The 25308-nt window shown below is 57.7% G+C and carries 28 protein-coding genes and 1 pseudogene; 17 read left to right on the top strand and 12 right to left on the bottom strand.

Annotation, left to right across the window (positions count from 1 at the left end; genetic code table 11):
• Positions 1–37: 37 nt before the first annotated feature.
• Positions 38–622, top strand: coding sequence for a methyltransferase family protein (locus KZJ38_RS16775; protein ID WP_219797313.1), 585 nt, complete (start codon positions 38–40; stop codon positions 620–622).
• Positions 623–922: 300 nt separating this feature from the next.
• Here the strand turns inward: KZJ38_RS16775 and KZJ38_RS16770 are convergent, their stop codons facing one another.
• Positions 923–1894, bottom strand: coding sequence for a helix-turn-helix domain-containing protein (locus tag KZJ38_RS16770; protein ID WP_219797311.1), 972 nt, complete (start codon positions 1892–1894; stop codon positions 923–925).
• A 222-nt stretch (positions 1895–2116) separates the two neighbouring features.
• Between KZJ38_RS16770 and KZJ38_RS16765 the strand changes: the two genes are divergently transcribed.
• The 3 genes from KZJ38_RS16765 (at position 2117) to KZJ38_RS36605 (ending at position 4430) form a co-directional block, all read left to right on the top strand.
• Positions 2117–3088 carry a nitrilase-related carbon-nitrogen hydrolase gene (locus tag KZJ38_RS16765; RefSeq protein ID WP_219797309.1) on the top strand — a complete coding sequence of 324 codons (972 nt, stop codon included), beginning with the start codon at positions 2117–2119 and terminating at the stop codon, positions 3086–3088.
• A 59-nt stretch (positions 3089–3147) separates the two neighbouring features.
• A complete protein-coding gene (locus tag KZJ38_RS16760) occupies positions 3148–3711 on the top strand; it encodes a DUF302 domain-containing protein (RefSeq protein WP_219797307.1) in 564 nt (187 codons plus the stop codon).
• A 536-nt stretch (positions 3712–4247) separates the two neighbouring features.
• Positions 4248–4430, top strand: a complete 183-nt coding sequence (locus KZJ38_RS36605; RefSeq protein ID WP_246641513.1) for an ester cyclase — start codon at positions 4248–4250, stop codon at positions 4428–4430.
• 93 nt (positions 4431–4523) lie between these two features.
• On the opposite strand, the gene KZJ38_RS16750 is transcribed toward KZJ38_RS36605, so the two are convergent.
• Positions 4524–5147: a cysteine hydrolase family protein gene (locus tag KZJ38_RS16750; protein WP_219797306.1), complete on the bottom strand. Its 624-nt coding sequence runs from the start codon at positions 5145–5147 to the stop codon at positions 4524–4526.
• 994 nt (positions 5148–6141) lie between these two features.
• Between KZJ38_RS16750 and KZJ38_RS16745 the strand changes: the two genes are divergently transcribed.
• Complete coding sequence (locus KZJ38_RS16745; protein ID WP_219797304.1) at positions 6142–6462, top strand: hypothetical protein; 321 nt, start codon at positions 6142–6144, stop codon at positions 6460–6462.
• Between the two features lie 485 nt (positions 6463–6947).
• On the opposite strand, the gene KZJ38_RS16740 is transcribed toward KZJ38_RS16745, so the two are convergent.
• Positions 6948–7601: a DsbA family oxidoreductase gene (locus KZJ38_RS16740; RefSeq protein WP_219797302.1), complete on the bottom strand. Its 654-nt coding sequence runs from the start codon at positions 7599–7601 to the stop codon at positions 6948–6950.
• Positions 7602–7753: 152 nt separating this feature from the next.
• On the opposite strand from KZJ38_RS16740, the gene KZJ38_RS16735 reads away from it, so the two are divergent.
• Positions 7754–8113: a winged helix-turn-helix transcriptional regulator gene (locus tag KZJ38_RS16735; RefSeq protein ID WP_246641512.1), complete on the top strand. Its 360-nt coding sequence runs from the start codon at positions 7754–7756 to the stop codon at positions 8111–8113.
• A gap of 32 nt (positions 8114–8145) precedes the next feature.
• On the opposite strand, the gene KZJ38_RS16730 is transcribed toward KZJ38_RS16735, so the two are convergent.
• The 3 genes from KZJ38_RS16730 to KZJ38_RS16720 all read right to left on the bottom strand — a co-directional run bounded on the left by KZJ38_RS16730 (position 8146) and on the right by KZJ38_RS16720 (position 10217).
• The gene (locus tag KZJ38_RS16730; protein WP_219797300.1) at positions 8146–8733 is read right to left on the bottom strand and encodes a chorismate mutase; all 588 of its coding nucleotides are present in this window, start codon (positions 8731–8733) and stop codon (positions 8146–8148) included.
• A gap of 296 nt (positions 8734–9029) precedes the next feature.
• A complete protein-coding gene (locus KZJ38_RS16725) occupies positions 9030–9668 on the bottom strand; it encodes an amidohydrolase family protein (protein WP_219797298.1) in 639 nt (212 codons plus the stop codon).
• A gap of 36 nt (positions 9669–9704) precedes the next feature.
• On the bottom strand, positions 9705–10217 hold the full coding sequence (locus tag KZJ38_RS16720) for an amidohydrolase family protein (RefSeq protein WP_219797296.1): 513 nt from the start codon (positions 10215–10217) through the stop codon (positions 9705–9707).
• Between the two features lie 1091 nt (positions 10218–11308).
• Between KZJ38_RS16720 and KZJ38_RS16715 the strand changes: the two genes are divergently transcribed.
• From KZJ38_RS16715 to KZJ38_RS16700, 4 genes are all read left to right on the top strand, one after another.
• Complete coding sequence (locus KZJ38_RS16715) at positions 11309–12343, top strand: methyltransferase (RefSeq protein WP_219797294.1); 1035 nt, start codon at positions 11309–11311, stop codon at positions 12341–12343.
• Between the two features lie 328 nt (positions 12344–12671).
• Positions 12672–13934, top strand: coding sequence for an acyl-CoA dehydrogenase family protein (locus tag KZJ38_RS16710; RefSeq protein WP_219797293.1), 1263 nt, complete (start codon positions 12672–12674; stop codon positions 13932–13934).
• Positions 13935–14745: 811 nt separating this feature from the next.
• Positions 14746–15156, top strand: coding sequence for a cupin domain-containing protein (locus tag KZJ38_RS16705; RefSeq protein WP_219797292.1), 411 nt, complete (start codon positions 14746–14748; stop codon positions 15154–15156).
• 461 nt (positions 15157–15617) lie between these two features.
• Positions 15618–16076, top strand: coding sequence for a hypothetical protein (locus KZJ38_RS16700; RefSeq protein WP_219797291.1), 459 nt, complete (start codon positions 15618–15620; stop codon positions 16074–16076).
• 88 nt (positions 16077–16164) lie between these two features.
• On the opposite strand, the pseudogene KZJ38_RS37150 reads toward KZJ38_RS16700, so the two are convergent.
• Positions 16165–16420, bottom strand: a pseudogene (locus tag KZJ38_RS37150) (IS5/IS1182 family transposase); the annotation flags it as partial.
• A gap of 516 nt (positions 16421–16936) precedes the next feature.
• Here KZJ38_RS37150 and tnpA point away from each other — a divergent pair.
• Genes tnpA through tnpC form a run of 3 tightly spaced genes read left to right on the top strand, consistent with a single transcriptional unit; the run spans position 16937 to position 19293 of the window.
• Complete coding sequence (tnpA, locus tag KZJ38_RS36915) at positions 16937–17284, top strand: IS66-like element accessory protein TnpA (protein WP_219797290.1); 348 nt, start codon at positions 16937–16939, stop codon at positions 17282–17284.
• Entirely contained in the window at positions 17281–17652 is a 372-nt protein-coding gene (tnpB, locus tag KZJ38_RS16690) for an IS66 family insertion sequence element accessory protein TnpB (RefSeq protein WP_343223824.1), read from the top strand. Before tnpA ends, tnpB begins: the two co-directional genes overlap by 4 nt.
• A 51-nt stretch (positions 17653–17703) precedes the next feature.
• Positions 17704–19293, top strand: coding sequence for an IS66 family transposase (tnpC, locus tag KZJ38_RS16685; protein WP_219797289.1), 1590 nt, complete (start codon positions 17704–17706; stop codon positions 19291–19293).
• Between the two features lie 770 nt (positions 19294–20063).
• Here the strand turns inward: tnpC and KZJ38_RS16680 are convergent.
• From KZJ38_RS16680 to KZJ38_RS16670, 4 genes are all read right to left on the bottom strand, one after another.
• Positions 20064–20450, bottom strand: coding sequence for an ester cyclase (locus KZJ38_RS16680; protein ID WP_219797287.1), 387 nt, complete (start codon positions 20448–20450; stop codon positions 20064–20066).
• A gap of 187 nt (positions 20451–20637) precedes the next feature.
• Complete coding sequence (locus KZJ38_RS16675) at positions 20638–21114, bottom strand: response regulator (RefSeq protein ID WP_246641511.1); 477 nt, start codon at positions 21112–21114, stop codon at positions 20638–20640.
• A gap of 55 nt (positions 21115–21169) precedes the next feature.
• Positions 21170–21304, bottom strand: a complete 135-nt coding sequence (locus KZJ38_RS36910; RefSeq protein ID WP_281425780.1) for a hypothetical protein — start codon at positions 21302–21304, stop codon at positions 21170–21172.
• A 223-nt stretch (positions 21305–21527) separates the two neighbouring features.
• Positions 21528–21731 (bottom strand): hypothetical protein, encoded by a 204-nt coding sequence (locus KZJ38_RS16670; protein ID WP_246641510.1) that lies wholly within the window; start codon positions 21729–21731, stop codon positions 21528–21530.
• A gap of 209 nt (positions 21732–21940) precedes the next feature.
• Here KZJ38_RS16670 and KZJ38_RS16665 point away from each other — a divergent pair, with 209 nt between their 5' ends.
• Positions 21941–22849: a manganese catalase family protein gene (locus KZJ38_RS16665; protein WP_219797284.1), complete on the top strand. Its 909-nt coding sequence runs from the start codon at positions 21941–21943 to the stop codon at positions 22847–22849.
• Positions 22850–22901: 52 nt separating this feature from the next.
• Complete coding sequence (locus KZJ38_RS16660; protein WP_219797282.1) at positions 22902–23390, top strand: YciE/YciF ferroxidase family protein; 489 nt, start codon at positions 22902–22904, stop codon at positions 23388–23390.
• Positions 23391–23486: 96 nt separating this feature from the next.
• Here the strand turns inward: KZJ38_RS16660 and KZJ38_RS16655 are convergent, their stop codons facing one another.
• Positions 23487–23870 carry a hypothetical protein gene (locus KZJ38_RS16655; RefSeq protein ID WP_219796036.1) on the bottom strand — a complete coding sequence of 128 codons (384 nt, stop codon included), beginning with the start codon at positions 23868–23870 and terminating at the stop codon, positions 23487–23489.
• Between the two features lie 258 nt (positions 23871–24128).
• Between KZJ38_RS16655 and KZJ38_RS16650 the strand changes: the two genes are divergently transcribed.
• Both KZJ38_RS16650 and KZJ38_RS16645 read left to right on the top strand, forming a co-directional pair.
• Positions 24129–24566 (top strand): Hsp20/alpha crystallin family protein, encoded by a 438-nt coding sequence (locus KZJ38_RS16650; RefSeq protein ID WP_219797280.1) that lies wholly within the window; start codon positions 24129–24131, stop codon positions 24564–24566.
• A gap of 12 nt (positions 24567–24578) precedes the next feature.
• Positions 24579–24986, top strand: a complete 408-nt coding sequence (locus KZJ38_RS16645) for an Hsp20/alpha crystallin family protein (RefSeq protein ID WP_219797279.1) — start codon at positions 24579–24581, stop codon at positions 24984–24986.
• Positions 24987–25308 lie beyond the last annotated feature (322 nt).

The raw sequence follows: 25308 nt of genomic DNA, 5'->3' as shown, positions 1-25308 counted from the left end.
GGCACACATAGGCAATTACATTCCATACAAGATGAACTTGTCACAAGATCTGATTCTATTTTTCTGGCTCGCTTGGGCCATTGGCTGGCGGGTCGCATCGAACAAGGTTAAGGCGACGGTCCGACGAGAAAGACGCGTCTCGGTAATGATCCGAAGCGTATCGGTCTACTTGTCGCTCGTATTGCTGACGGCCGACTGGTTTTGGCCAACCTGGATTCGCTTTCATTTCGCCTGGTTTTTTAAACGCTTTATCGAGAGCAAGCCGCTTGTCGAGATGAGCTCGGTCGCTGTCGTTTGTGCCGGACTCGGCTTCGCCACGTGGGCACGTATTCAGCTCGCCGCCAACTGGAGCGGGTCGGTCAGCATCAAGAAAGATCACGAGTTGGTGGAAGCCGGTCCCTATCGATTCGTCAGGCATCCGATTTATACTGGTTTGTTGGTCGCCATATTTGGCTCGACGTTTTGCAATGGAGAGTATAGAGGACTCGCCGCGCTTTTGCTTGTTACGATCGCTTTGTGGCACAAGCTAAAGCTCGAGGAAAGATGGATGTCCGAGATCTTCGGTATGCGATATGAGCGCTACAAAAGGCGCGTAGCGGCGCTTATTCCGTTTGTCCTATAGCGCGAGGCGATAGTAATACGAACTAGGAGCACCCGTACTCCTTTATGGCCGGCTACTGTCCGAACGCCACGGCCCTAAATCGACCTGGGCTGTGTGGAAGCCTCCGCAGAATCGCGAGAGGACGCGCCACTCTTACATCGCCCGGCGTATTTGACAACCGTTGCGTCCGACTCGGCGGCGACGAGCCGCTGGACGACTCCGATGCGTCATAAAGGGGTGTCATGGCTTTGTTTCAGGACCTGCGGGGGGCTTATCGTCTCCCATCTTACCGGTTGTCGCAAGGTGGTCGTTCGAGTTGGCTCAGCGCGCCTGTGCCTCGGACCTAAATGTTGAGGGAGTTTCCCCTACAAACTTGCGAAACACCCGGCAGAAGTGGCTCTGGTTGCTGAATCCTGCGTCAAGTCCAGCATCAATGACGCTGCGCTTAGGATCCCGGAGGAGCTGCTTTGCCCGCTCGATTCTCTGTAGCAGTACGTACTGATGGGGTGATCGGCCGGTGCTGCGCCTGAACATTTCGGCAAAGTGGTGCGCGCTCATACCGGCAACCGCAGCGAGCTCACGAAGACTTAGATCGGCCGCCAAGTGTTCCTCAATGTGCTCAATCACCCGCTTTAGGCGATAGCCCGGCAGGCCGCCACGATAGACGGGGGGCTCAAGTCTTCGCGCACTGTAGCGCCTCAACAGATATACCGCCAAAGCATTCGCGAGCGATTCGCCATAAAGCTTGCCCGCGGGCGATCCTTCCTCGAGGTCCGCGGTCATCGCAAGGAGCACTGCCATGATGTGGCGGTCCATCAAGTTCCAGTGCTCGATCAACTCGATACTGCTTTCGTGTGCACTCTGCTCGAGTGCATTCACCAGCAGGCTTGGATGAATTGCAACGGCGATGTGATGAATGGGCGTCTCCCATCTTAGTTCATCTACTGTGCCTTGAGGCACGATGAAAGTCGTGCCTGGGTGCGCATCAAACCGGAGCGTTTTGCCACCTGTCGAGATCTCGTATCTACCTGACCCGCTCAGGACGAGGTGCACAAAATTCTCGACGTGCTCGTGTCGCGGAATCACGCACGCCGGCGTTGAGTAATTTTCGATCGCCACTCCCAACCAGCGTATAGGGGCGCTAGATAGTGCAGGCAGCGTATCCAGATATGGTTCGACGCGTCCTTCGCGCTTGACTTCGACACCTTCCAGTATCAGATGTGTACCGGTCAGCCTCGGACGAATCCGGTCTGAAGGCGGTGGTGCGTCCTGGACTTCATGTGAGTGGGACATTTCATCCTCCTCGACAGAGTACGCGTCCGTCGTCTGACTCTACTCCAATTTTGCAGCGCCGGAAGAAACGCAAACGACCGGTCTTTTGGAAAGGCATCTGCATGGCCCGACGGATAGCCTAGTCACCGTGCTTCGCTCAATGGGCGTGACACATAACGGCGAACACGAATTCGCTGTGACCGAACACCGGCTTCGACAATCGATCATGAAAGGAGATCTGCTATGAACATCATCAAAGCTGCCGCCGTGCAAATGAGCCCCGTCCTCTACAGCCGCGAAGGCACCGTGGACAAAGTTGTCCGAAAAATCATCGAGCTTGGTCGTCAGGGCGTCGAGTTCGCAACTTTCTCGGAAGCGCTGGTGCCGTACTACCCCTATTTTTCCTACGTGCAGCCGCCGTTTGCAATGGTCGAGGAACATCTTAAGTTGATTGAAGAGGCCGTGACTGTGCCATCAGCTTCAACCCAGGCGATCTCCGACGCCTGTAGACAGGCCGGGATGGTTGTGGCCATCGGCATCAACGAGCGCGATGGAGGCACGCTTTACAACGCCCAGTTATTGTTCGATGCCGATGGGGCCCTGATTCAACGACGTCGCAAGATAATGCCGACTCACCACGAACGCATGGTGTGGGGGCGGGGAGATGGATCGGGACTGCAAGCCGTCGACAGCGCCGTTGGACGCGTTGGTCAGCTCGTGTGTTGGGAGCACTACAACCCGCTGGCTCGCTACGCTCTGATGGCCGATGGCGAGCAAATTCACGTCGCCATGTACCCTGGTTCGTTTGGAGGAGACCGATTCTCCGAGCAGACCGAAGTCAACATTCGCCAACACGCCCTGGAATCCGGCTGCTTCGTCGTCAATGCCACAGCTTGGCTGAGCGCCGAACAGCAGGCCCTCATCATGCAAGACACGGATTGCCCGATAGGACCCATCTCCGGCGGCTGCTTTACTGCAATCGTCTCGCCGCAGGGCGACTTGATGGCAGAGCCTCTGCGCTCTGGCGAAGGCGAGGTAATAGCCGATCTCGATTTTGCCTTGATCGACAAGCGCAAGCGCCTGATGGATTCGCGTGGCCACTTCAGTCGCCCAGAAGTGCTCAGCCTGGAGATCGATCGAACACCTGCCACTAATGTCCGTGACCATTGTCAGCAACGCACGATTGCTACCATCGAGGATGTCGATGATCGTTGACGTGTGGTGACAGAGTAGTCCTCGAAGCCAACGAATCACCATGACACCCATAGGAGAGCATGATGACACACTCGAATTCGAACACTAGCCCTGCGGCTACGATAAGCGTTGCAACTGAAGCGTCTGCCGCCGAGCCAAAGGTCCATCGCAGCAATATCTTCGTTGAACATATCCGCATCGATTCGGCCAAGCCCTATTGCGAAGCCCGGGCGGCGCTGGAGAAGCTTCCGCGATTTGATGACCGAATTCGAGCTCTTCTCCACGATGGAGAGATCGGTCGCGTCAATGACGAGTTGACGAAAATCCAGCGTGTCGCTGGTCTCGTCATCTTTTCGGTCGCCACGCATGGTGACTGGTTACAGGTCCGCTCCGGCCGACGTAACGCGGTACAGTATCTGATCGGCAATGTGCTTATCGCTACTCGAATGACACAATACGAATTGGCGGCCGGACTTTATGCCCCGCTCAGAGTCATGCTTTATGAAAACAAGTCTGGATCTGCCACTTTCGAATACGATCGGCCTTCAACGCTCTTTGGTCAGTATGGCGACGAAAGAGTGACTGAGGTGGCTAAAGACCTTGATCAAAAAATTTACGACACTCTGATCAAAGCAGCAAACTGAAATACCGTTTTAATTCGTTGCCGTTTGCTGAATCATTGGTTCGGGTGCGGGACTTTACAGGCAGTCAGGGAAGCGAATTGAGATACATGGCCTCAGAGAGGGGCGCGTTTGTCGGGCTCCCCGAGGTGGCGGTGCGCATCGACGGGGCCACGTATTGATCGGGTATCTTTATAGTTCGCTCGCACCGGAAACCTGGCCAATCACCCGAACGGAGTCAGGCCATGAGCAACGGAATTGAAGCGACGGCGGCCGTAATCACATGTGCAAACTCTGGGCACGCCATCTGGCCTGGAAGGGAGCGATCCTCGTCTGGGAGCGCGTCGCTCGAATCGTTTAGACAAAGTCGCGAAGGAACTGCGTGAGACCAGCGCCACGGTCGGGGTCGCCACGACCGATGTGACGATATATCATGGTGCCCATCTTTTCGGACTTGACTCTGGCACTTCCGGATATGCAAATCGTAATCCAGGACATTCTGGTGCGGGGCAACAAAGGCCGTTCGCGCAAGAATCACGGGGACCCAGTCCGGAGCCCTCATGGGTATCGCTGCCACATCGAAACGGCTTGACTTCGCGATTCACTCATTTCATGAGCTGAGCGATGGTCAAATCGTAAAGACCTGGCATCTGAAGGACTGGTTGACCGTATTCCACCAGCTCGATAAGCTGCCCGCCGATCTGACGTCATATCCCTTTGCAAACGCACCGTCGCAAGATTGAGTCGCGCGTGTCTACACGATTCGGGCGCTAGGGGGGCCACATGGGAAAGCTTTGTGCTTTTCGGGCGTTTCGTTCTGGGTCGCCCCTTTGTATCTAGATCGACGCCTTTATCGCCGATACCAGTTCCGCAGTGGTGAGAATTTCGTGGGCATAAGTCGGGCCATTGATATCCAGGGCCGCGCGCAAGGCCTCGGGCGACCGGGCCGAGGTCGCGTCCCGTACCAGCGTGACGTGATACCCCAACTCCATGCCGATCCGGCCCGTCGCCTCGAGGCAAGTGTTCGCCAGAAGGCCGATCAGAATAATCTTTTCCTTCCCGTACCGCTTGAGCTGGTGGTCGAGATCTGTGTTCGGGAAGCCGCTTGAAGCCCAATGTTCAGTAGCGACGATATCGCCGGGTTGTACCTGAAAATCGTCGTGAAAGGTGCCGCCCCACGTTCCTTTGGCAAACGCTTGTCGCTCGGCCGCGCCCAATTGATAGGGCGACGGGTACTTCCAGTTGACATAGTCCCCTGACTCCCATCGATGGTGGGGCACATGATAGATCGCGATATCCGCTTCGCGCGCCGTCTGGACGACGGTACGGAGGTTCTCGACCATGTTGTTTTCCTTCGCAATCTCCTTGACCCAAGGGAATAGCTTGCCTCCTTCGCTAAGGAAGTCGTTGTACAAATCCACGCACAGCACGGCCGTGATTTTGGGCTCGTAGGTAGTCATCGAGTGCTCCTTGATCAAGCGAGGACGCAGCGCACAACAAATGCCCCAGCATCAGTCGCATTAAATAGATGGTAACCATAATATATAGTATGTGCGGAGCGGGAACATTGCAAGGTGCGCAGCGGAGCAACAGCGCACGGACGCTCCTTCTTCCGCGACTATCGTTTGAGCGCTTCGGCTACATTACTCGCTGACCCGTGCAGAATTTAGACCGTGATTTGAAGCGAACCCTCGCGACCTAACCGGAAAGCAGCAGCAAAGCGATGCGTATCCTGGGCCTTCAAAGGGAGGTCCCGCATCGAATTTTCCATCTCACGTATTTGCTGTTGGACGCCTCTGAACCCTGTTCCTCATGTGCCAAATATCTGGCTCGTAGCAAGAGTTGCTACACCATAGGATTCGTTCGTTTATACGCCTGTTTGCGCACTTCCGGGTTTGGAGTCCGCTTAAGAGTCCGTTTCGGAGACCTGCTTGGTCGCGCTGATCGATCTCACCTCGTCAGTAGCCAAGGTGCTTTTGTGAGCTGTTTTGTTTTCACTGATCTGTGCAGTTACCAAACCATGTACCAGGACGGTCTGCGGGATGTTGCGAGGTGACGCTTACGCTTTTCTTGCGGTTGGACTACTCAAAATGCTTGATCTTGGCTCTATCGAATGCGTCGCGTTGGAGCTAGTCTTTTAATTTGAATCCACAGCTCGAACAACAAGGTGTCCCCACCCAGCTGGCCGAGATGCTTAACGGTGTCTGCGCCGGATGCAAAGCCATGCGTCATGGCCCTCGGCCAATCGATGGAGGACGATTTTTCGTCGGGGTAGACTTCGTCATTTTTCCACCTTCTAGAAAATAGCGCTCGCCATGCGAAATCCGACCTAGGACCACTCCATGATCCTGAGTGTGAGCCGCTGTCCACAAATAGGGTGAAATCGGCCCATAAAGACTTACAACGGACTGCAGATGAAACTTAAGATTTACCTTCCTCTATTAGGAGAACAACATGCGCCTAGCCGGAACTGAATATTTTAAGATGCTGGGTGAAGTAAATAAGTTTAGTAAGCAAAGAGGCCAACCGGCTTTAAGCGACGCCCTTCTCGGTGGTAATGAAAGCGATCCCGGCAAAGGAAATGACGCGGGAAGTCCGCGTGTGGAGGTGCCCGGCTCCAACAGCAGTCAAACGGCGGCTCACCAGCATCATCATGTGCACCCGTCGTCCGATAAGCCCGGCGCCACTGAGCAAGGTCAGCATGATTCATCTGGAACCGCGCCGGCCCAGTCGCTCCATATCCGGCGCGGCGGGTTACTTGACGAAATCGCGTAGAGCTCTCACGTATGCATTTCCAGGCTTGTCGGCGTTGCCCACGAGGCCTACCGTATCGAAGCGGGGCGGGTTTGCGTGTCAGAATGTTGGCCGTTCACATCCACCGCTACTTTAAGCAGTGCGCTCCAGCACAACCGGCCGCGCGACTGAATGCGAAGGGAGGGCGCTATACCACCGGTCGCGGGACATCATGCCGAATCGCGAGCGGGCTCGAGCGCAAACTCGAAAATACTTCCAGTGCAATGCCGACGGGTGTTCACAACGCGGCACGCGTCATAAACGTGGACCGGTGAATTCGAATGCCTGGAATTGCTCGCGGCTTAAGGATCCACTCGCTACGAGCATGCGCAAATTGTCATGCCCGCACGTTAGCGAACATGCTCATCAGTTTGATGCTCGCGAAACTGCAGTGTCACTCACTCTCCCATGTTAATTCCGGGAGCCCCGAATTTGAGTGACATGAAGGCGTGGCGGGTTCCTGTCATTCAGATTAGCGGTTGGATCCGCAGATCCCGCCAGGCGCTGCGCAGGATGCTCAGCAGTTCGTACGTGTTGAGCGCAGTCGAGACAGGGTGCTTACGGTCGATGAGCATGAAGGGAGTACCGTTTGCGCCCAGTCGTTGCGCTTCTCGTTGGTCGTTCTTGACCTGCTCTCGATACCTCCCACTTTGCAAAACGAGGCGAGTTTCCACTAGATCAAGATCGAGCTCCGCGGCAAAGTCGATCACCTCATCAATTGTCCAGAGTCTCTGCGCCGTACCAAAGTGCGCCCGGAAGATGTGCTTCCATGACTCGGAATGTAGCCCGTTGTCGCTGGCGTATGCGAGCAGTTCGTGCGCGTAGTCCGTCGGTCCGAGCGTTCGATCGATGACACGATAGGGCACAAGTCCTTCGCGTTTGGCCGCTTGCTCGATCGGTTCGAGGATATTCTTCTCGACCTTTTCCGGATCAAGACCTCGCATCAAAATCAAATCGCGCTGCGTGACCCCGACTCTGTCGAGTTCGGGATGGACTTGGAACGAGCGGTGCAAAACCTGCACGTCAGCACCGTGCTCGAATTCCGCAAGCGCATTTTCCAAACGATGCTCATTTAGCCCACAGAAGGGGCAAATGATGTCGCACCAAAGTTCGATCTTCATGCGGGGCTCGTCCATCTATTGATTAAGTATGCTTGCCGATTCGCGGTTGGGCAGTCTACCATCGTGACCGAGGAATTATATGAGCCCCGTTAGGCACGGTACAAGAGCGCATACGTCTGAGACCTGGTGAGGTGAAGATGACTATTAAAAGGATGGACGAAGTGATAAGCGACTGCCGTCGCGTAACGCCGGTTCTGGCGCGCGTCGGCGATAAATGGACGGTACTCGTCATCGTGCGTTTGCGCCATGGCCCCACTCGATTCAACGAGTTGAAGCGCAGCATAGAAGGCATCTCGCAACAAATGCTGACCCGAACGCTTAAGGCATTGGAGCGTGACGGGATGGTCACCAGGACAACGTTCCCTACTACGCCGCCACAGGTCCAATATGAGTTGAGCGAACTCGGGAACTCCCTGAGCGTTCCGGTCCTCGCCTTGGGAAAATGGGCCTACGACAACCTACCGGCGATCGACGCTGCGCATAACGAATACGATAGAAAACGCAAATACTGAGAGGGTAGATCCACAAGTCCGATTCAATCAAGTCAATCCTTCTCACAAAATCGCGCCAGTGCACGATCCATTGCAATCGCATACAAGGAATTCAATTTACGACTTGTAACATAGTCTTGTGTAGCTCGCGCTAATTGGGCATTGCAATTCGGTTGCGCCCGCAACGCCGTCGTATCGGCGAGTGTCTTGATAAAGCCTTGCTGCAACCCGTCCAATTCTGGACGAATATCTTTCGCGAGATCCACCCGTTTCTCATCAGGGGCATGGCCCACGCGGTGCCACTTCGCAAGTAACCCGTATTGAACCAGTTTATTGGCTTCGATCTGGTCGGTGAAAAAATCCGTCGCGAATTTCGTCGACACACCGAACGCGCGAGCCTCTTCGGCGGCGGCCTTGATTACCTGCGCCTCCCGCAGAAGGTCTTCCACCGGCTTTTGCGAATCCCACTTCGACAGCGCGACCTGCCGAGCGATGTGCAATCGCGCAACAGTCATGTCGAGCAGGGGAAGAAATGCCAGTCCATCGGCGCGCGCACTGTAGGTCGGCGGCGTGGTAAATAGCACCACGGCCGCAAACGGGCTGACGAGAAAGCGTGATTTTCGAAAACAAAAATTCAACATTAGTCGGTTCCTTTGCAGTTAAGTAGGTGGGGTGCACAACAACCTGGTTGTTCTGTTCGGCTAGCGTCAGAAACACAAATAACGTCTCTCGCACATACTCTATTCCGTGTTTGTTAAGGCCTTTAGCAAGCTAGCGAAATCGACCAAGGCAAGAGCGTCTTCACGCAAACTGAGGAGTCGTCGCAATGCGCAGATAACAGACGCTTCACGTCGCAGCGGGAAATAAGCGGCAAAGCGGCGTGACGCTCGAACGCGCCGAAGACCAGACTCCGACGCCCGTCCTGATGAAGGTTTGCTCAGGCGGTTGGCGCAAGCTTGAGCTTGAAAAGTTCCACCGCATTGCTGCGGCCGATACGCCAGCGATCCGCGTCACTCAGGTTCGCGCTATCGAGCCATATGCCGCCTTGTACCATATCCATCCATGGGTAATCGGTCGAAAAGTAGACGCGGTCATGGCCCACGAAATCCATCACTTCGATCGTCGCAGTTGTGTCAAAGAACCCCGATGTCGTGTAGCGGAAGTTGGTCTTCAGGTAGCTCATGAGATTCAGTTTCAGCTTGACGCGGTGTGCATGCCTGGCATACACAGCGGATACACGTGACGCCACAAACGGCAGTGATTCGCCGAGATGGCCGAGGCAGATCTGCAAACCGGGATACCGATCGAACAGGCCGCTCGTAATCAGCCGCAGCGCGTGGGTCGATGTCTCGACGAGATAGGCCCACGTCGCCGCAAGTAGTTCGGGATGGTCGCGAAACATCAGTTGCTGGCTCGGCACCGGGTTGCGAGGATGCAGATACAGGGGCACATCCAGGTCCTGCACGCGTTCCCAGAACGGCAGGTATTGCGGCTCGTCGAGATAGGCGACGTCATCGCTCGTATGCAGGGTCGAGAAGCTGTTGACGAGTGAGCCGTGAAATCCCAGTTCGCGCACGGCCCGGTCAAGTTCGTCGGCGGCAGCGGCCGGGTCCTACATCGGCAGCGCCGCAAAGGCACCAAGCCTGCCAGGATGGCGGTCGACGATGCGGCGTAACTCGTCGTTTGCGAATCGCGCATCGCTTACCGCGGCTGCCGGGTCTGTCTCGCCCTGGATGCCTGGTGTATTCAGCGATAGGATTGCGTACTGAATGCCCGCGCGGTCCATTAATTCGATGCGCTTCGAGTCGACGTCGAGTAAGTCAGCATAAACGCCAGTTCGTGCCGCTACTTTTGTATCCTTGCGAACGATGCGGTCGAAACGCGACGTCATGTAGTGCTCTTCGAAGGCAATCTTCCACGGGCGCGACGGAATTTTCACGGGCTCAGGATTGCCGTTGGCCGATGCATTGGCCGCTGCGTCCGCGGTCTGCGCTGTGAGCAGCGCGCTGCCTAGCAGTGCACCAGGCACGCCGAGCATGAATGAACGGCGATTGATGCCGGGCGCGACGCCCAAGCCGGCGCCATCGGAATCGGAACAGGGATTTACATTGCTGATGCTGGACACGTCTTCACCTCGTTTTTATCCATGAGTTGATGAGCCTCGACGGACGGCAATGTTCGTTGTCGTGCGCGAGTGTCGAAAGAAGAACGTGCATCGGGAGGCGCTATTCCATAACCGATCGTTGACGGTGCTTATGCGCAATTTGCTTGCTGCTTACGATCAAAACATGTTCCTTTCCTAGTCAACCGTAGGGGCGTGCTCGTCTATATGATCGAATCGTCGCATACAACTCGCGCAATCCAAATCACTTCGGATGATTCGTGGCTTGTCAGTCCTTGGGATATGCGCTCGTTGAATCTTAGGGAGGGTCATGTGGTCGAGAGCTACGTATTTCTATGGAGGAAGAAGCTGGGCTCAGCGTGGAGCGAGTGTTTTGCTCCGGAGCCAAGGCCGCCGCCTACTGGATGGAAATGATGCATCGCTCTGCGTGATCAATTCGACCAAGGGAGCAATGATCGGAAAAGGTCCGAGATTCATTTCAATGCCCGATTGCGCTGATGGATCTGCGCGCGGCGATTCAGACAGAACTCTGTTTTGAGTGTCCGTGACGATCGGAGATCTTGATAACCGATAAGGAGTTTCATGTCATCGTGTAGTGCGCAAGGACAGTCATCTCGCGACCTCGTGGCGAGTTAACCGACTCGCGCTAGGTGTGCACGATAGCAGTCAATATGAAGAACGTGACTTACTCACATCGCAGATACGATTGGTACCCGCGTCACCACCGCTGGCACCGGTATTTGCAGCGATTCCCACATGTTGAAGGAACCCTGTCGTCCCTTCTTTGGCCTGATGACAGGTAGGACCGGTCGCGACAGCAGAGCGTCTATCCATAGAAGATCATTCAAATCTGCGCGACAGAACTAATTGCCTATTGTCGTCGGTGTTTGACAAATATCCCGGGTTTTTCTTATCGAACCTCAAGATTCGCTGATCTCATGCCTGAGCGGCACAAACCACTGAGACGGCGCAAACCAAATTCATTTAATAGCTGTGTGGCACACAGGGGCAGGGGCCCGTGGATCGGGCGTCCTCCCAGCTTTGGGTCGTCAGTAAGCGATCGGCGAGGACACCATTACCAACGAGAGAATGCTATGTCGTCGACATCAGAAGGTATCAAGCCGGCCACTCTATCGATGGATCACATCTGGCAGCTTGGCTTCGGTTTCTGGAGCTCGAAGTCCCTGTTGAGCGCGGTCGAACTGGGCGTCTTTACGGCCTTGTCGGACGGGCCACTCGATGCTGAGGATCTGCGACAGAGATTGAATATTTCCGAACGAAGCGCGCGTGACTTTTTTGACGTGTTGGTTTCGCTTCGTCTCTTGGAGAGAGACGAAGGCAGATACGCCAATACGCGCGAAACCAACCATTTTCTCGATCGTAACAAATCGGGCTATATCGGCGGCATTCTGGAAATGTGCAGTGTCCGCCTGTTCGGATTCTGGGCGTCCCTGACGGAAGGTCTCAGAACGGGCAAACCTCAGAGTGAGGCCCGTAGCGGCAAGACCATCTACGATATGGTCTATAGCAACCCCGAGCTTGTTGAACCTTTTGTCTCGGCGATGACAGGCTACAGTCAGGGCACCGCAATCGCTTTGGCGACGAAGTTTGCGTGGCGGAATTACCGGAGTTTCGCCGATATAGGAACCGCGCAAGGCGCGATTCCTGTCCGGATCGCATTGACGCACTTGCATCTTTCCGGCGTAGGTTTTGATCTTCCGCCCGTTCGCGGAGCGTTCGAGCGCTACGTTGCAAGAAACGGCGTTTCCGATCGGATCACGTTTCAGCCCGGCGACTTCTTCGCCGATTCGATGCCAAGCGCAGATGTGCTCATCATGGGTCATATTCTCCATAACTGGGCGCTTGATACGAGAAAGACGCTGCTCAGACGAGCGTATGAAGTTCTTCCACAAGGCGGCGCGCTTATCGTGTACGAGAGTTTGATTGACGACGATCGTCGAACCCACACGGTTGGCCTGCTGCAAGCGCTAAACATGATGATTGAAACCGAGCACGGTTCCAACTTCACGGGTGCCGAGTGCCAGTCATGGATGCATGAAGCCGGCTTTCGGGATTTACAGGTGGAACATCTGAATGGATCGGACTGGATGGTTGTGGCGCTAAAGTAGGCCACACTGCGATATGCCTTGCATCTCTCGCGTAGTTGCAAACGGGGGAGGGGATGTCGATAGTTATACAGACGAGTGCGTACGCGTTGCCGGAATGTCTACGGGCATAACGTCGATAATGAATGGCCCGTCGGCAACGCAAATTGTGCAGAGTGGCGTCTCTGCTTAACAGGTCGCGGAAACACGGAATATTAGTGTTAGTAGGGCGTTTAGTCTGAGTCGGCGGATGGACGCCCCTCAGGACTCCGCGCCGCCCCGCGATCTCCTGCCCCATGCAAGCTTTTCCGGATTCAGGAGAGCAAGGGGGGCCTTACCAGGGAATATGCAAATGAGTAAGAGCGGTATGCTGAAATCATCAGGCGCTGCGCGCGCGATGCATTCCACCTTGTTAGTTGACCGTGGCGACAAAGATGTCGTCGCCGCGGCCGCCGCTCTGGTGCCCGCGCTGCGCTCGCGCGCGGCGCAAACCGATGCGTTGTCGAAGCTTCCCGATGAGACGATCGCGGATTTTCAAAAGGCGCGTCTCTTCGACATGATGGTGCCGGCGATCTACGGTGGCCTGCAATCACCCCTTGAAACTTTCCTTGACGCGCTGATGGAGATCGGGCGCGGCGACGGCTCGGCCGCGTGGACACTGGGGTTGATTTCCACCGGCACTTGGATGTCGGCCGCGATGTATCCGAAGCACGTGACCGACCAGGTGTTCGCGCAAGGCGCCAATTTCCGCACCGCCAGTGCGCTCGCGCCGCGCAAGGCGAAAACGCGGCGTGTCGCCGACGGCTACGTGATCGAAGACGGGCTGTGGATGTACAACAGCGGCGTCTATCATGCGCAGTGGGACCAGCTTGGAATTCCGCTCGTCAACGATGCGGGCGAGGTGATAGGCCGCGGCGCCGCACTGATTCCGGTTTCCGAGGTGAACCTGCTAAACGATTGGGACACGATTGGCCTGCGCGGCAGCGGTAGCACGAGCGTGAGCGTCAAGGACGTGTTCGTGCCCGACGAGCGGATTTCATCGATGAGCCGTACTTTGCAAGACGACTACGCTGCCGTGCATTTGCGTAGCGAAGCCATCTACCGGATGCCAATGGTGCCGGCGCTTGCCACGCGCCTGGTTTGTCCGCTGCTTGGGATGGCGAAGGCGGCGGTCGAGCTTTTCATGGACAAGATAGGCACGCGCGGCATCGCGTTCACTAACTATGAAAAGCAGGGCGAGGCGACTGTCACACACTTGCAGATCGGCGAAGCGACAGCAAAGATCGACGCCGCGGAATCAATCATCAGGAATTCGATCCGGCTGCTCGACGAATGCGCGGCGGGCACCGAGCGGATGTGCGTGCAGCAACGCGCGCGACTCTGGCGCGACGCCGCCCTTGCGAGCAGGATGATCTGGGAAGCGGTGGACATGCTGGCGGGTGCGTCAGGCACCGCGTTCATCAACCGGAATGCACCGATGAACCGCGTCTGGCATGACGTACGCGTCGCATACATGCACGGCGCCCTCCACGCGAGCACATTCTTCGAGCTATACGGTCGGTTGTCGACGGGCAAGCCGCCGAATACGTTCCTCCTGCCAGAATTGATCAATTGACCGATACCAGATGATCACGGGCGCAAAGCGCGTAAGCCGTTGACCGTCGCGAGATTTGTGCAGCACGGGTGCACAATCGCCAGGTCATGGAGTGACATGCACTGGTTCCACGCATGTATACTAGCGTGGACACAAAAACTCCGGATTGCCAGACCTTTACTCCAATGCATGAAGCAGGTCGACAAAACATCCTGGGATACTAACATCGAGGTCTTTTGCGTTGATTGAATATCTCTTGAAAAACAATTAGGAATACGAAAAATGTCTAAAAAATCGCAACAGGAAATCTCGGATTCTTGAGAGTGCAATGAAACAGGTGGGCGACACCCTTCTGTTTTTGGCTTCTGGCGACGCCGTCGTCGTCAATTACGTACTCCTTGGGCTGTGGTGACCGACGCGGTTATGGTTACCGGTTTTCGTGCACCTGACATGAGCCCACGTGTGCCATGCGACATCTAGCAAAACGACATATGGTCGCGGGCCGCAGCAACGAGGATATGAGTTGGCCGCTCGGCCTCTATAGTCATCGAACAGTGGTGCGCCTGAGCGAACCATCGGTGCAGGACACGCCGCTTCAATCAGTATAGCGGGCACCCTGTAGGCGGAAATTACCGGCTCAACGGAACCGACAATTCCACTGTGAAGTTTCCATGGCATACCAAGGTCCGCTAAATGACATTCGTGTCCGCTTAAACCGTATGGTACAGATTAAAATCGAGGTCATGGCCCTAGGCAATCATACAAAGGAGTGGGACCCTTTACGGGGGGCTGAGCATGTTGATCAGCCCGCTCCATAGCGAAGGATCCGAACATGAACAAGGCAGCACTCTTTCTGTCATTCGTTCTTGGCAGCGCCGCGGCGTTCACCAGCGCTCATGCAGGGACCGGAAAGGCAACGACTTTGATGGTAAAAGAGCTTCCCGACTTCCCCGGAAAGGAAGGCATGGTGGAACTCGTCGAATTCACTCCCGGCGAAGTCTCGCAGCCGCATCGGCATAATGCTGATCTCTTTGTGTACGTACTGGAAGGCAGCGTCGTCACCCAAGTGAAAGGGCAAGCTGCTCAGACAGTTAATGCTGGTGGCAGCTTCTATGAATCCCCTACAGATCTGCACATTGTTAGCCGCAACGCCAGTGCAACGCAGCCCGCAAAACTACTCGTCTTTTATGTGAAAGACAAAGGCGCTCCACCGACCGTGCTTCTGCAGCATGAGCACCAATGATGTCTTTCCGACGGGCGTGATACAGGGGCCGTGCAAGAAACGCGACAAATGCGGCCTCGACGAAGCATCGGTCGCACTCAAACAGTGAATTGCGCGGAGAACGCTCAATTTGTAGAAGGCAGTGGAGCAAGGGGACGGGTACTGAAAGAAATTGCAGTATGCAGTCCAGCCAACCGCTGGACTCCTCGAGAATCGAACTCGCCACAAATCCGCCAGGCACGCCAGCCGATCTCTAAACCGCGTGCGAACACTGCCGGGCCTCCGCGAGTTGGGAACGACTCGATGCTGTCGGTATGCGCCAACCCGGATCTGTCAACGGGTAACTTGTCTACCGCAACCTCGAGTTTGATGCACGGTTGGTCCGAAACGGATGATAGCAAATCGGGAGATACGGCACGAACGCAAGTGACCGTCAAGTCCGGTTCGCGGGAAATTGCCTGATGTCTCGTTCGAGGATTTTGGTGAATTATCAAATTCGCGCCGACACTCATCGGATGCGCGCGATAGCTGAGCGCGCCAAGCTTTATATCTACGCTGCTGATCGACCGATTCGTCGACTTGCACGTGATGTGGACGCCATCGGCCGATTCGAGGGGCAGGGCGTGCTCGCGGCGCAATTGCGCCTGATGTTTGCCTCGCCACCGCTTTCGCCTGCATCCGCCGGCATTCTCGACGCGGCCGTCGCGATATGCGGTGAGCGGCTTTTCATCGACCCATACATTCTCTTGCTCGATTCAATGGCACATGTGGGACCTATCGCGGCTGCAGAGGCGTTTGTCCTGCTTATCGGGGAGTTAGATGCAACAGGAGAAATTCAGGATTTTGCAAAGGCCTTTATAAAGGTATTCGAGCTGTATCCCGATACCTTTCTCGCGGACGCGCAAAAGGTGCTTGCTAAATACCGAATTAAAAAACCTTAATAAAATGAACAAATGGGTTCTTCACTCTCGATGAAATTTTTCATTGTTTCGACGGAGAAAAGGACATAGCTAAACATACATGACTTCCACCCACGGCGAGAATCGAGGCGCAATCGACGACAACACGGGGCCAGTCAATCCAGTCGGCCCGCGTAGCTTTGCGAGCTGTACTTCGTGCAGCTGTCCCAAACTCGGCGGCCTGCCAGTCGCGCAGACGGCCAGCAACTCATGCCGCTGCCGCAGCTCATCTTACGGGGCAGCAGATTCCAGCGCGGGCCCGTCTGCGGGACGAACAGGATGCGCGTGAGCGGCGCACGATCATCAAGCTCTATACCAGGTTTTCTGGCGCTCTTCTGAATAGCGTTTATGTCGGAAGTCCTATTTAACGCAAGTTTTATCGTTTATTTTAAGCAAATTCGTCAAGCAACACCGTCGGCGTCGAGATAGAAGGGTCTGAAAAAGCGTCTCGGGAAACTCGCTCCTTGGCCTCGAAGGCGATCGATGCCGATCCTGCTCCGCATTGGGCTGGCAGGTCAAGGTTCATGGCGATCGGCCCGTGTAGGCCACAAAGCGAACATAAACCCCGCTCCTGCTTCGAAATACAGTTTGCAGTTGACCGATGACATGTTTTGCCGGTGCAATCCACAGTTCGGTTGTCATGTCGTTCATTGATTTACCTTGATGCGGAATCTAAGGCGGAGCGTAAGCGTCTGATTTGTACCGTTCCCCGCCTTGCGTAGAAGATGCAATGATCGGCTGCGACGGACATGAGTGACCGACTCTGTCCACAAACAGCGAGAATGGACACAGTGCCTCAGACAGTCGAATTACCCGCCAGGCGCGAGAACCGACGACATCCATTGGAATGGAAGCGATCGGTTGTCGAGCAGACGTTTGAACCGGGTGCCTCGGTTGCGCGGGTCGCGCGCGACAACAATGTGAACGCCAATCAGGTTTGGGCCTGGCGCAAACTGCACGCCCAGGGGCTGCTGGTCGAAGACACACAGATGCAGACCATGTTGCCTGTCGTTGTCGATATCCAGTCCGATAGACCAGCCAGCCATGCGTCGGATGTGACCGACACACCGGCGTCTGCCGGGGCCACAGCCGGCAGCATCCAGCTTCAGCACGGCAATACGTCTGTCCGGATAGAAGGCGTGCCCGATGCGGCGACCCTGCGTCTGGTCCTCGAGCGGATTCTCCGGTGATCCCACAGGGACTACCTTCGGGCGTCGGCCTGCCTGCAAACACACGCATCTGGATTGCCGCCGGTGTCACCGACATGCGCTGTGGCTTCAATTCACTTGCAGCAAAGGTACAGACGGCGCTTGAGCGTGACCCATATGGTGGCCATGTTTTTATCTTCAGGGGCCGTCGCGGTGATCTGCTGAAGGCGTTGTACTGGAGCGATGGCGGCCTGTGTCTTCTGGCAAAGCGCCTGGAGAAAGGGCGATTTGCATGGCCGCGCGCTGACGCCGGCGTCGTGCCGCTCACGACCGCTCAACTCTCGCTGCTGCTCGAGGGATTCGAGTGGCGTCAGCCAGTCGATGCAGCACGCCCGCGCAGTGCTTTGTAAACGTCTATTACCCGGTGCTTCGCGTGCGGCAGATGATCGTAAACTGTCGCGATGGATCAGACCGATACCGACCTGCCCGACGACGTTGATGCGCTCAAGGCGCTGGTGCGCGCGCATGCGGCGTCGGCTCATGCGAACGCGCAGCGGGTCGTTGAGTTACAGGATCAACTCAGCTCCCGCGTAATCGAGATCGAACATCTGAAGCTGACGATCGCAAAGCTGCGCCGCATGCAGTTCGGTCGCAAGTCGGAGAAACTGGAGCGTCAGATCGAGCAGCTTGAACTGCGGCTTGAGGACCTGCAGGCCGACGAAGGCGCGACTGATCAGGCTCACGCAGGTAAGGCGTCGCAACGTCGCGCGAGCGCCCCTCGCAAACCACTGCCCGATCATCTCGAGCGCGAGGAGCATGTGCATCTGCCGGGCGATGGGCACTGCCCGGGTTGCGGTGGCACGCTCAAGCCTCTGGGTGACGACATATCGGAGCAGCTCGAATACGTGCGCGCCCATTTCCGCGTCATCCGCCATCGTCGCCCGAAGCTGGCCTGTGCGTGCTGCGACCGTATCGTGCAGGCGGCAGCGCCGAGCCGACCGATTGATCGCGGCCTGCCGGGTCCGGCTCTGCTTGCACACATCGCAACATCGAAATTCGCGTACCACATTCCGTTCTACCGGCAGTCCGTCATGTATGCACGCGACGGCGTCGAGATCGAGCCGGGCACCATGGGGCACTGGCTGGGCGGTCTGACATGGCTGCTGAACCCGCTGGTCGACGCGGTGCGCCGTCACGCGCTCGGTGGCACCAAGGTGCATGCCGACGATACGCCATTACCAGTGCTCGCGCCGGGCAATGGCAGGACGAAGACTGGCAGGCTCTGGGTGTATGTGCGCGATGACCGGTCCAGTGGTTCAAACGAAGCCCCGGCAGTCTGGTTTGCCTATACACCGGATCGCCGCGGCGAACATCCGCAACGTCACCTTGCCGGCTTCGCGGGCATACTCCAGGCAGACGCGTTCGCCGGTTATGCGGACCTGTACCTCGATGGTCAGATCCGCGAAGCAGCGTGCATGGCGCACGCACGTCGCAAGCTACATGATCTGCACGCTGTGCGGCCCTCGGCGATCACCACCGAAGCACTCGAGCGCATCGGCGCACTCTATCGCATAGAAGAGCACATTCGCGGCAAGCCGCCAGAAGAACGACAGCGAATCCGCCAGGCGCAAGCCGTGCCGTTGCTTGATGATCTGAAGCAGTGGTTCGAGTCGACGCTGCTCACACTGTCTGCGAAATCGGACACCACCAGAGCGATCCAGTACTCGTTGAATCGCTGGCCTGCGCTCGTCTATTATTGCCGCGATGGTCGGGCCGAGATCGATAACCTGATCGCCGAGCGCGCCTTGCGCGGGGTGGCAATCGGGAGACGGAATTTTTTATTTGCCGGAGCAGACTCAGGCGGTGAACGCGCAGCCGCGATGTACAGCCTGATCGGGTCCGCACGTCTGAATGGCGTCGATCCCGAAGCCTACCTGCATTACGTCATCGAGCGTATCGCTGATCACCCGGCGAACCGCATCGACGAACTGTTGCCCTGGAACGTTGCTCCTTTACTGCCCAGTTCCGCACGCATCGATCCTCTTCGCTAGCCGCTGGTCTCGCGCGCGTCAACGTCATTCGCCACGGTACTGATCCACCGCTTACGGGAACTGGAGGGGCAACTGTCGACAATGGCCACGTGCAAAGCTGGATGGAGCGGCCGCTTTCGGGAAAGTCGACTGACCGCTCGGGGTCGACTACGGGCGACGCGTCAGGCAGTAGCCGGCCACAAGCGGTCGCTCACTCCTGAGATCCGAACGTCAGTTAAGGGATTGTTACCGGCCGATAACGCAAAGTCGCATTGCGTCGTGGCGTGTCGGCAACGTGTCGGTTAGCCCATGCCTGGCGTGCTGAGGCTGGTGCATACGAACTGAGCACACCGCGATATGTGCCGCCGCCCGTCCCTGTCAATCCGGCTCGCAGGCCAGCCTGCAGTCAATGAACGCCCGTGCGCGCTTTTCTCCATAGTCGAAAGCCCGGTCTGGGGAAACGAAGTCAAGACGCTCGGGAAAGCTTTCAACGGTAGCGAGCAGACCGTCTCGCGCGCAGACCGCCCACCACACCGTGTAACGGCGCTGGATGCCACTGAACGAGAGGGCACGGCTTACTGCCACCCGCACTTCAATCGCGTACCCGCGATAGGCTTCGCACGATTGACGCATGACGCCCCCGTTAAACGCAGGTGATGACGCCTGCGCAATGCGCATCTGACGTGCCAGGCTGGCCTGTTACGGGAAGTGCCGGTGAGCAGTGCCTCGGTCCGTTCTATTGGGCAATACCTGATGCGAGTGACGCCACATCATGGTCGACAGCCGGCACGTCACAGCTGCGCTTCAATAGCGGTCTTGTCGAGTACCGACCATACCTCGCGGATCCTGTCATCCTGGAACACGTAAATGGCATTCTCCGCAAACGAGATGCGCTTTCCGCGCACGGGCAGTCCAAGGAATGTGCCCCGTGGCGTGCAGTTAAAAACCAGCCGGCTCGCGAGAAGAGGGGGCTGCGATACGACCTTCGCCAGTTCAAAGTACACATCCGGGATTTCATCGCAAAACCGGGTAAGCAGTTTGCGATAGCCTGAAAGTCCGATCTGTTTGTCGTTGTACTTCAGATCATTGGCGACAAAGTGTTCGAGCGTCGCCCAGTCCTGCCGGTTCAGGCAGGCGATGAAACCGCGATAGACATCTGACTGGTTTACCTCAGCCATGGGGAATCGTCCCTTGGGAATCCAGACGTGGAAGCGCGCTGTCAGTATCCCGCGCGCGATGACAGCTACCGGGAATGCGCGAAGGTCTCGCCGACGCGGGGCATCGACGTCGTCGGATACCCCCATTCTATCGTGCTGTCGTCGCGCAGTTAACGCGGTCATCCGCAATCCAATGCAACCGTGCTCGTCACGGCCAGCTCGCAGCATGCACCGGCTGCCATCTTGAAGCGCACGGAGTCTGGCACTGCAGGGCAACCCGCGCGAGGACGCCGGACTTCGGGCGTGGCGAAGCGGCGTGGGTACCGGCGCGTGTACCAGCTTCGGCCGCAACGGCAGCCGCGAGCCGTGCGAAACTCGCCGGTTTACGGATGAAGTGCGTCCAGTACCGGACGCCATCGACCGATGGCTCGGGCGCGGCCGAGAGCATGACGATGGGCAGGTCGCGGTGCACGGGGTGCGTCCGGATCTGCCGGGAAAACTGTGCGCCGTCAGTCCCAGGCATTTCAAGGTCGGTGACCACGCACTGGATGGGTGCGCCATTCAGGATCGCCATAGCCGCGGACGCGTCGCGAGCGACGGCCACCTCGTGACCGTCGCTTTCGAGTGCGCCTTGAAGCGCTGACAGATTTTCGGCGTCATCGTCGACCAGTAACACTTTTGCCACGGCTTGGGCTCCCGACGGCTTGTTGCTCTTTACTACTGCCAGCGGCCGCGGCCACCTACTGCGCCGACGAGGCGGCCGCGCCGGAAGCACCCTTTGCTGGCGCAGCCGTGCGCGACTGTGACTTCATCGTGTCGTTGCCCTTCGAGCCCGACGTGCTGCCGGTCGTCCCGTGGGCGTTTGGCGTACTCATGCCGGTCCCGCCCTGGCCGGCGCTCCCTCCCGCACCGCCGCCGTTTCCTCCGCCCCCGCCGGCACCTTCTGCGAACGCCGCACCTGCGATCGCAGCACAGACCAGCGATGCAATGACCGCTCTGTACACCTTCTTCCCGGCATCCATACGTCCTCCCTGATTCTGCCCATCCTGCAAATTTCACTCATTGCCCGCGTACAAACAGATGCACGCGGCTTGTGGCCTACGGCCGGTTCTGCGACGCCGGTTTGTCCGGATTAGCGTCACCGGGCGACGGCTCTGCCGGCGTCTCCTCGTCCGGCACGTCGTCGTCCGGATTGGTGCCGGGGACATCTGCGTCGTCATCTTTTCCGACCCCGGTCGCGGGCGAGTCGTCTTCCTCGCGCGGGTCTCCCGCGTCTGGCCGGTTATCAGGAGTGCGTTGCATATCACGTTGCGTTGCCATGGCTCACCTCGCTCGGTTAAAGGCATCTCCATAACCGCAATCGCCGTGCCGCAGACGGCCAGCGCGGCGCGCCGGCATGAGGTCGTCGGTTGCATTTGCTGACCCGCGATGAAGCACGCGCGAGTCGACCAAGGGCCCGTTTCAGGCACAGGCCATGCGCGATGTCGTTGCCCAACCAGAGGGAGGCTCTCATGTTCATGCACAACAGACGGTTGCAATACACGGTGCGCGTCAGCGCAACGAATCCCGGACTCGCGAACCTGATGCTCGAACAGTTCGGCGGACCACAAGGCGAACTCGCCGCCGCCATGCGCTATTTCACCCAGGCAGTGGCCGAGGAGGACCCGGGTCGCAAGGACATGCTGTACGACATTGCGACCGAGGAACTCAGTCACCTTGAGATCATCGGTTGCCTCGTCGCGATGCTTAACCGCGGCGCGAAAGGAGAACTGGCCGAAGCGGTGGACGGTCAGGCGGAGCTCTACCGCAAACTCAATGGCCCAGGCAACGACAGCCATGTGACGCAACTCCTGTACGGCGGTGGGCCGCCGCTCACCAACTCAGGCGGCGTGCCGTGGAGCGCCGCGTACATTGACACGATCGGCGAGCCGACCGCCGACCTGCGCTCGAACATTGCCGCGGAGGCCCGCGCGAAAATCGTCTACGAACGATTGATCAACGTGACTGACGACGCGGGCATCCGCGATGCGCTGGGGTTTCTGATGACCCGCGAGGTCGCGCATCAGAAGTCCTTTGAGAAGGCGCTGTATGCGATTACGCCCAACTTCCCGCCGGGCAAGGCGCCCCCGATACCGGAATTCCCGAGCACCTACTTCAAGATGTCGCACGGTGGCGATGTCGTGCAGGCGCCGTGGAACAGCGGCACCGGGCTGTCGATGCAGCAGGGCGAACCGGCGGTGGACGGTGGCGACGGCAATGCATGGGTTGGCCTCGATGCCGCGGAAGAGTCGGCGCTCACGGAGATGTCCGGGCGGCTGCAATCGGACCCGTCGAGCGATCCGGCAACTGGTGCGGAACTGGGTAGCGATCCGTCAGGCGTCGGCGTCGAAGAATCTGACGCACCCGCACCGAAACGCTAAAGACCGGACCGCCGGTCACCGCCTCACCCCTATTCGTCAATGGGAACCCATCATGACAGTCAAGTCAATCAACGATCTTTTTGTTCATTCCCTTTCCGATAGCGCGGAAAAACAGATGACCAAGTCGCTGCCCAAACTTTCCCGCGCCGCGGGCCACGCCGATCTGAGCGCGGCGTTCATCACTCATCTGGAAGAAACCCAAGGTCAGATCGAGCGGATAGATCAGGTGGTGGAAAGCTGCGGGATCCGTCTCAAGCGCGTTAAATGCGTGGCGATGGAAGGCCTGATCGAGGAGGGCCAGGAGCAGATCGACGAAATTGAAAGGGGCCCGGTGCTGGACGCTGCCCTGATTGCGGCCGCACAAAAGGTCGAGCACTACGAAATTGCCGCCTACGGATCGCTGATCGCGCTGGCCAAACAGCTCGGTGAAACGCACGCGGTCACGCTGCTGCTTCAGACGCTCAAGGAAGAAAAGGCTACCGACGAGAAGCTGACGCTGCCGGCCGAAGAAAAGATTGCCGCGGAAGCACTGGGCAGGTAGTGAAGTGCGACAGGCATCGCCCGGCCAGACGGCGACAGCCAAGCGGCGAAGCGGGCGCGTGCTGCCTGCTTCGCCGGTGTCCAGCCCCAGGCGGCTTTACTGGAGTGGCGGTATTACTCCGAGTTTTTCGGCAAGCGCTCGTTCGTACACGCCAAAGTTCAGGTCAACTTCCTCCTGCGTGACGACCTGCACGTCAACGTTGACCTGGTCGGGCAGCAGGCCCATGACTGTGGCAATCGCGCTCTCCAGTTGTGGCGCACACAGCCGGTCTTCCGCCAGTGTCGTTCCGACCGTGATGTCATAAGCCCTTTCCAGCCGGAACACGATATCGACGATGCGCGCACGCGCGCTCATGTTGTTGTCGATCGCAAGGCGTGTCACGTCGGCCAGCCGCCGCATCACCCTGGTCGGAAAGCCTTTCGTTGAACGCAACCTGATCCGATGTCTGCCCAACGTTTTCCAGCCCGTGTCGAATTCCATGGCGTCGCTCCGTGCTGTTTTTTCGAGCGCTAGTGTATGGACCGCCGACGCAATTTCAAGGGCGAATTTTTCAGTCTGGTGCCCCCCTTGAAATCCCGGTGACCCCTCATATTTTCCGTAACGCTCAGGCAGCCGTTCGGCAGTGCTCCCGCACATGAACGCTGTGTGTTTCAACCCTTGATTGTCCGTGGCACGGGGACAACCGGACTGAAGCGCGTACGCCGGTTCGTCTCCCCGCCGTCAGAGGAGCAAGCAACCATGAGTGATCTCTATTTTCGAACCGACCTGTTTGGCGAGCTCGACCGGCTGCAGCGGCAGATGTCGGGCCTCTTCGAAGGCTTTCCTTCCAGCCTTCGTTCAAGCCGGATGGGCACCTTTCCTCACATCAACGTCGGCACGACCGACAGCACGATCGAGATCGTGGCGTTCGCGCCTGGCGTCGATCCCGCGAAACTCGATATCTCTATCGACAAGGGCCTGCTGTCGATTGCCGGCGAGCGGTCCACACTGCAACCCTTGCCGGAAGGCACGCGTCAGTACGCGCAGGAGCGCTTCACCGGCAGCTTCCGGCGGGTCATCGAACTGCCGCAACAGGCCGATCCCGACAAGGTGCACGCGCGCTACACCGATGGGTGCCTGCTGATTACCGTGGGCAAGCGCGAGGCGTCGAAGCCCCGTGCCATTACCGTTGAATGAAGAGGTGACATCATGAGCGACAACACCCAGATCACCCAGCACGACCCGAACGCAATGACGCGCGCGGAACCGGACGAAGCACGACGCCGCGTCACGCTGACGCCGGCCGTCGATATCGTCGAGGACGCGCATGCTGTTACGGTGTGGGCCGACCTGCCGGGCGTGCAAAAGGACAAGCTCGACATCAGGGTTCACGACGGCAGCCTGACGATCGATGCGGAATCCGTCGTACCGGTGACGCCGGACCTGCGGCTCTCGCACGCGGAAATACGCGCGCCGTATTTCTCACGCCGGTTCACGGTCAGCGAGGACTTCGACACGTCGCAAATCGACGCGGTTCTGAAGGACGGCGTGCTCAAGCTGGCCATTCCACGCCGCGACGAGGCGAAGCCGCGGCGCATCGAGGTGCGCCTCGGATAAGCGCCGCGCGAGCGGGGCATTCCGGCTGCCGGGCTACGGCGCGGCAGCCGGAACATCGTGTGATGACGGACAGGCTTCGTCCTCAACCCGGTTGACGATAATTGGTTGTGTCCGGTATGGATGCAGGAGAGCGGACGGAGGGGGTCAGGAACGACGGACTCGCAGTGACCAGTAGTGGCCTGGATATGCGGTATCGTTGGTGGGCAGTCGGAAAAAATCTGTATGAGCTGACACCGTTCTGGCCATTATCTTCTCGCGAACTTCAGGTTGGTGGCACGCAACGATTGCGCGTTGTGCCCGATGCGCAATTTGATAAATTGGC

Source organism: Paraburkholderia edwinii (assembly GCF_019428685.1).
In the GTDB taxonomy this organism is placed as follows: domain Bacteria; phylum Pseudomonadota; class Gammaproteobacteria; order Burkholderiales; family Burkholderiaceae; genus Paraburkholderia; species Paraburkholderia edwinii.
The sequence above is the reverse complement of the archived record's forward strand: the minus strand, read 5'-3'. Positions and strand labels throughout refer to the sequence as shown.

What these genes read in the sequence shown, in the direction of transcription:
- KZJ38_RS16770 (WP_219797311.1), bottom strand. Translation starts at nt 1,894, where the DNA reads ATGTCCCACTCACATGAAGTCCAGGACGCACCACCGCCTTCAGACCGG.
- KZJ38_RS16765 (WP_219797309.1), top strand. Translation starts at nt 2,117, where the DNA reads ATGAACATCATCAAAGCTGCCGCCGTGCAAATGAGCCCCGTCCTCTAC.
- KZJ38_RS16760 (WP_219797307.1), top strand. Translation starts at nt 3,148, where the DNA reads ATGATGACACACTCGAATTCGAACACTAGCCCTGCGGCTACGATAAGC.
- KZJ38_RS36605 (WP_246641513.1), top strand. Translation starts at nt 4,248, where the DNA reads ATGGGTATCGCTGCCACATCGAAACGGCTTGACTTCGCGATTCACTCA.
- KZJ38_RS16750 (WP_219797306.1), bottom strand. Translation starts at nt 5,147, where the DNA reads ATGACTACCTACGAGCCCAAAATCACGGCCGTGCTGTGCGTGGATTTG.
- KZJ38_RS16745 (WP_219797304.1), top strand. Translation starts at nt 6,142, where the DNA reads ATGCGCCTAGCCGGAACTGAATATTTTAAGATGCTGGGTGAAGTAAAT.
- KZJ38_RS16740 (WP_219797302.1), bottom strand. Translation starts at nt 7,601, where the DNA reads ATGAAGATCGAACTTTGGTGCGACATCATTTGCCCCTTCTGTGGGCTA.
- KZJ38_RS16735 (WP_246641512.1), top strand. Translation starts at nt 7,754, where the DNA reads ATGGACGAAGTGATAAGCGACTGCCGTCGCGTAACGCCGGTTCTGGCG.
- KZJ38_RS16730 (WP_219797300.1), bottom strand. Translation starts at nt 8,733, where the DNA reads ATGTTGAATTTTTGTTTTCGAAAATCACGCTTTCTCGTCAGCCCGTTT.
- KZJ38_RS16715 (WP_219797294.1), top strand. Translation starts at nt 11,309, where the DNA reads ATGTCGTCGACATCAGAAGGTATCAAGCCGGCCACTCTATCGATGGAT.
- KZJ38_RS16710 (WP_219797293.1), top strand. Translation starts at nt 12,672, where the DNA reads ATGAGTAAGAGCGGTATGCTGAAATCATCAGGCGCTGCGCGCGCGATG.
- KZJ38_RS16705 (WP_219797292.1), top strand. Translation starts at nt 14,746, where the DNA reads ATGAACAAGGCAGCACTCTTTCTGTCATTCGTTCTTGGCAGCGCCGCG.
- tnpC (WP_219797289.1), top strand. Translation starts at nt 17,704, where the DNA reads ATGGATCAGACCGATACCGACCTGCCCGACGACGTTGATGCGCTCAAG.
- KZJ38_RS16680 (WP_219797287.1), bottom strand. Translation starts at nt 20,450, where the DNA reads ATGGCTGAGGTAAACCAGTCAGATGTCTATCGCGGTTTCATCGCCTGC.
- KZJ38_RS36910 (WP_281425780.1), bottom strand. Translation starts at nt 21,304, where the DNA reads ATGAGTACGCCAAACGCCCACGGGACGACCGGCAGCACGTCGGGCTCG.
- KZJ38_RS16670 (WP_246641510.1), bottom strand. Translation starts at nt 21,731, where the DNA reads ATGCAACGCACTCCTGATAACCGGCCAGACGCGGGAGACCCGCGCGAG.
- KZJ38_RS16665 (WP_219797284.1), top strand. Translation starts at nt 21,941, where the DNA reads ATGTTCATGCACAACAGACGGTTGCAATACACGGTGCGCGTCAGCGCA.
- KZJ38_RS16660 (WP_219797282.1), top strand. Translation starts at nt 22,902, where the DNA reads ATGACAGTCAAGTCAATCAACGATCTTTTTGTTCATTCCCTTTCCGAT.
- KZJ38_RS16655 (WP_219796036.1), bottom strand. Translation starts at nt 23,870, where the DNA reads ATGGAATTCGACACGGGCTGGAAAACGTTGGGCAGACATCGGATCAGG.
- KZJ38_RS16650 (WP_219797280.1), top strand. Translation starts at nt 24,129, where the DNA reads ATGAGTGATCTCTATTTTCGAACCGACCTGTTTGGCGAGCTCGACCGG.
- KZJ38_RS16645 (WP_219797279.1), top strand. Translation starts at nt 24,579, where the DNA reads ATGAGCGACAACACCCAGATCACCCAGCACGACCCGAACGCAATGACG.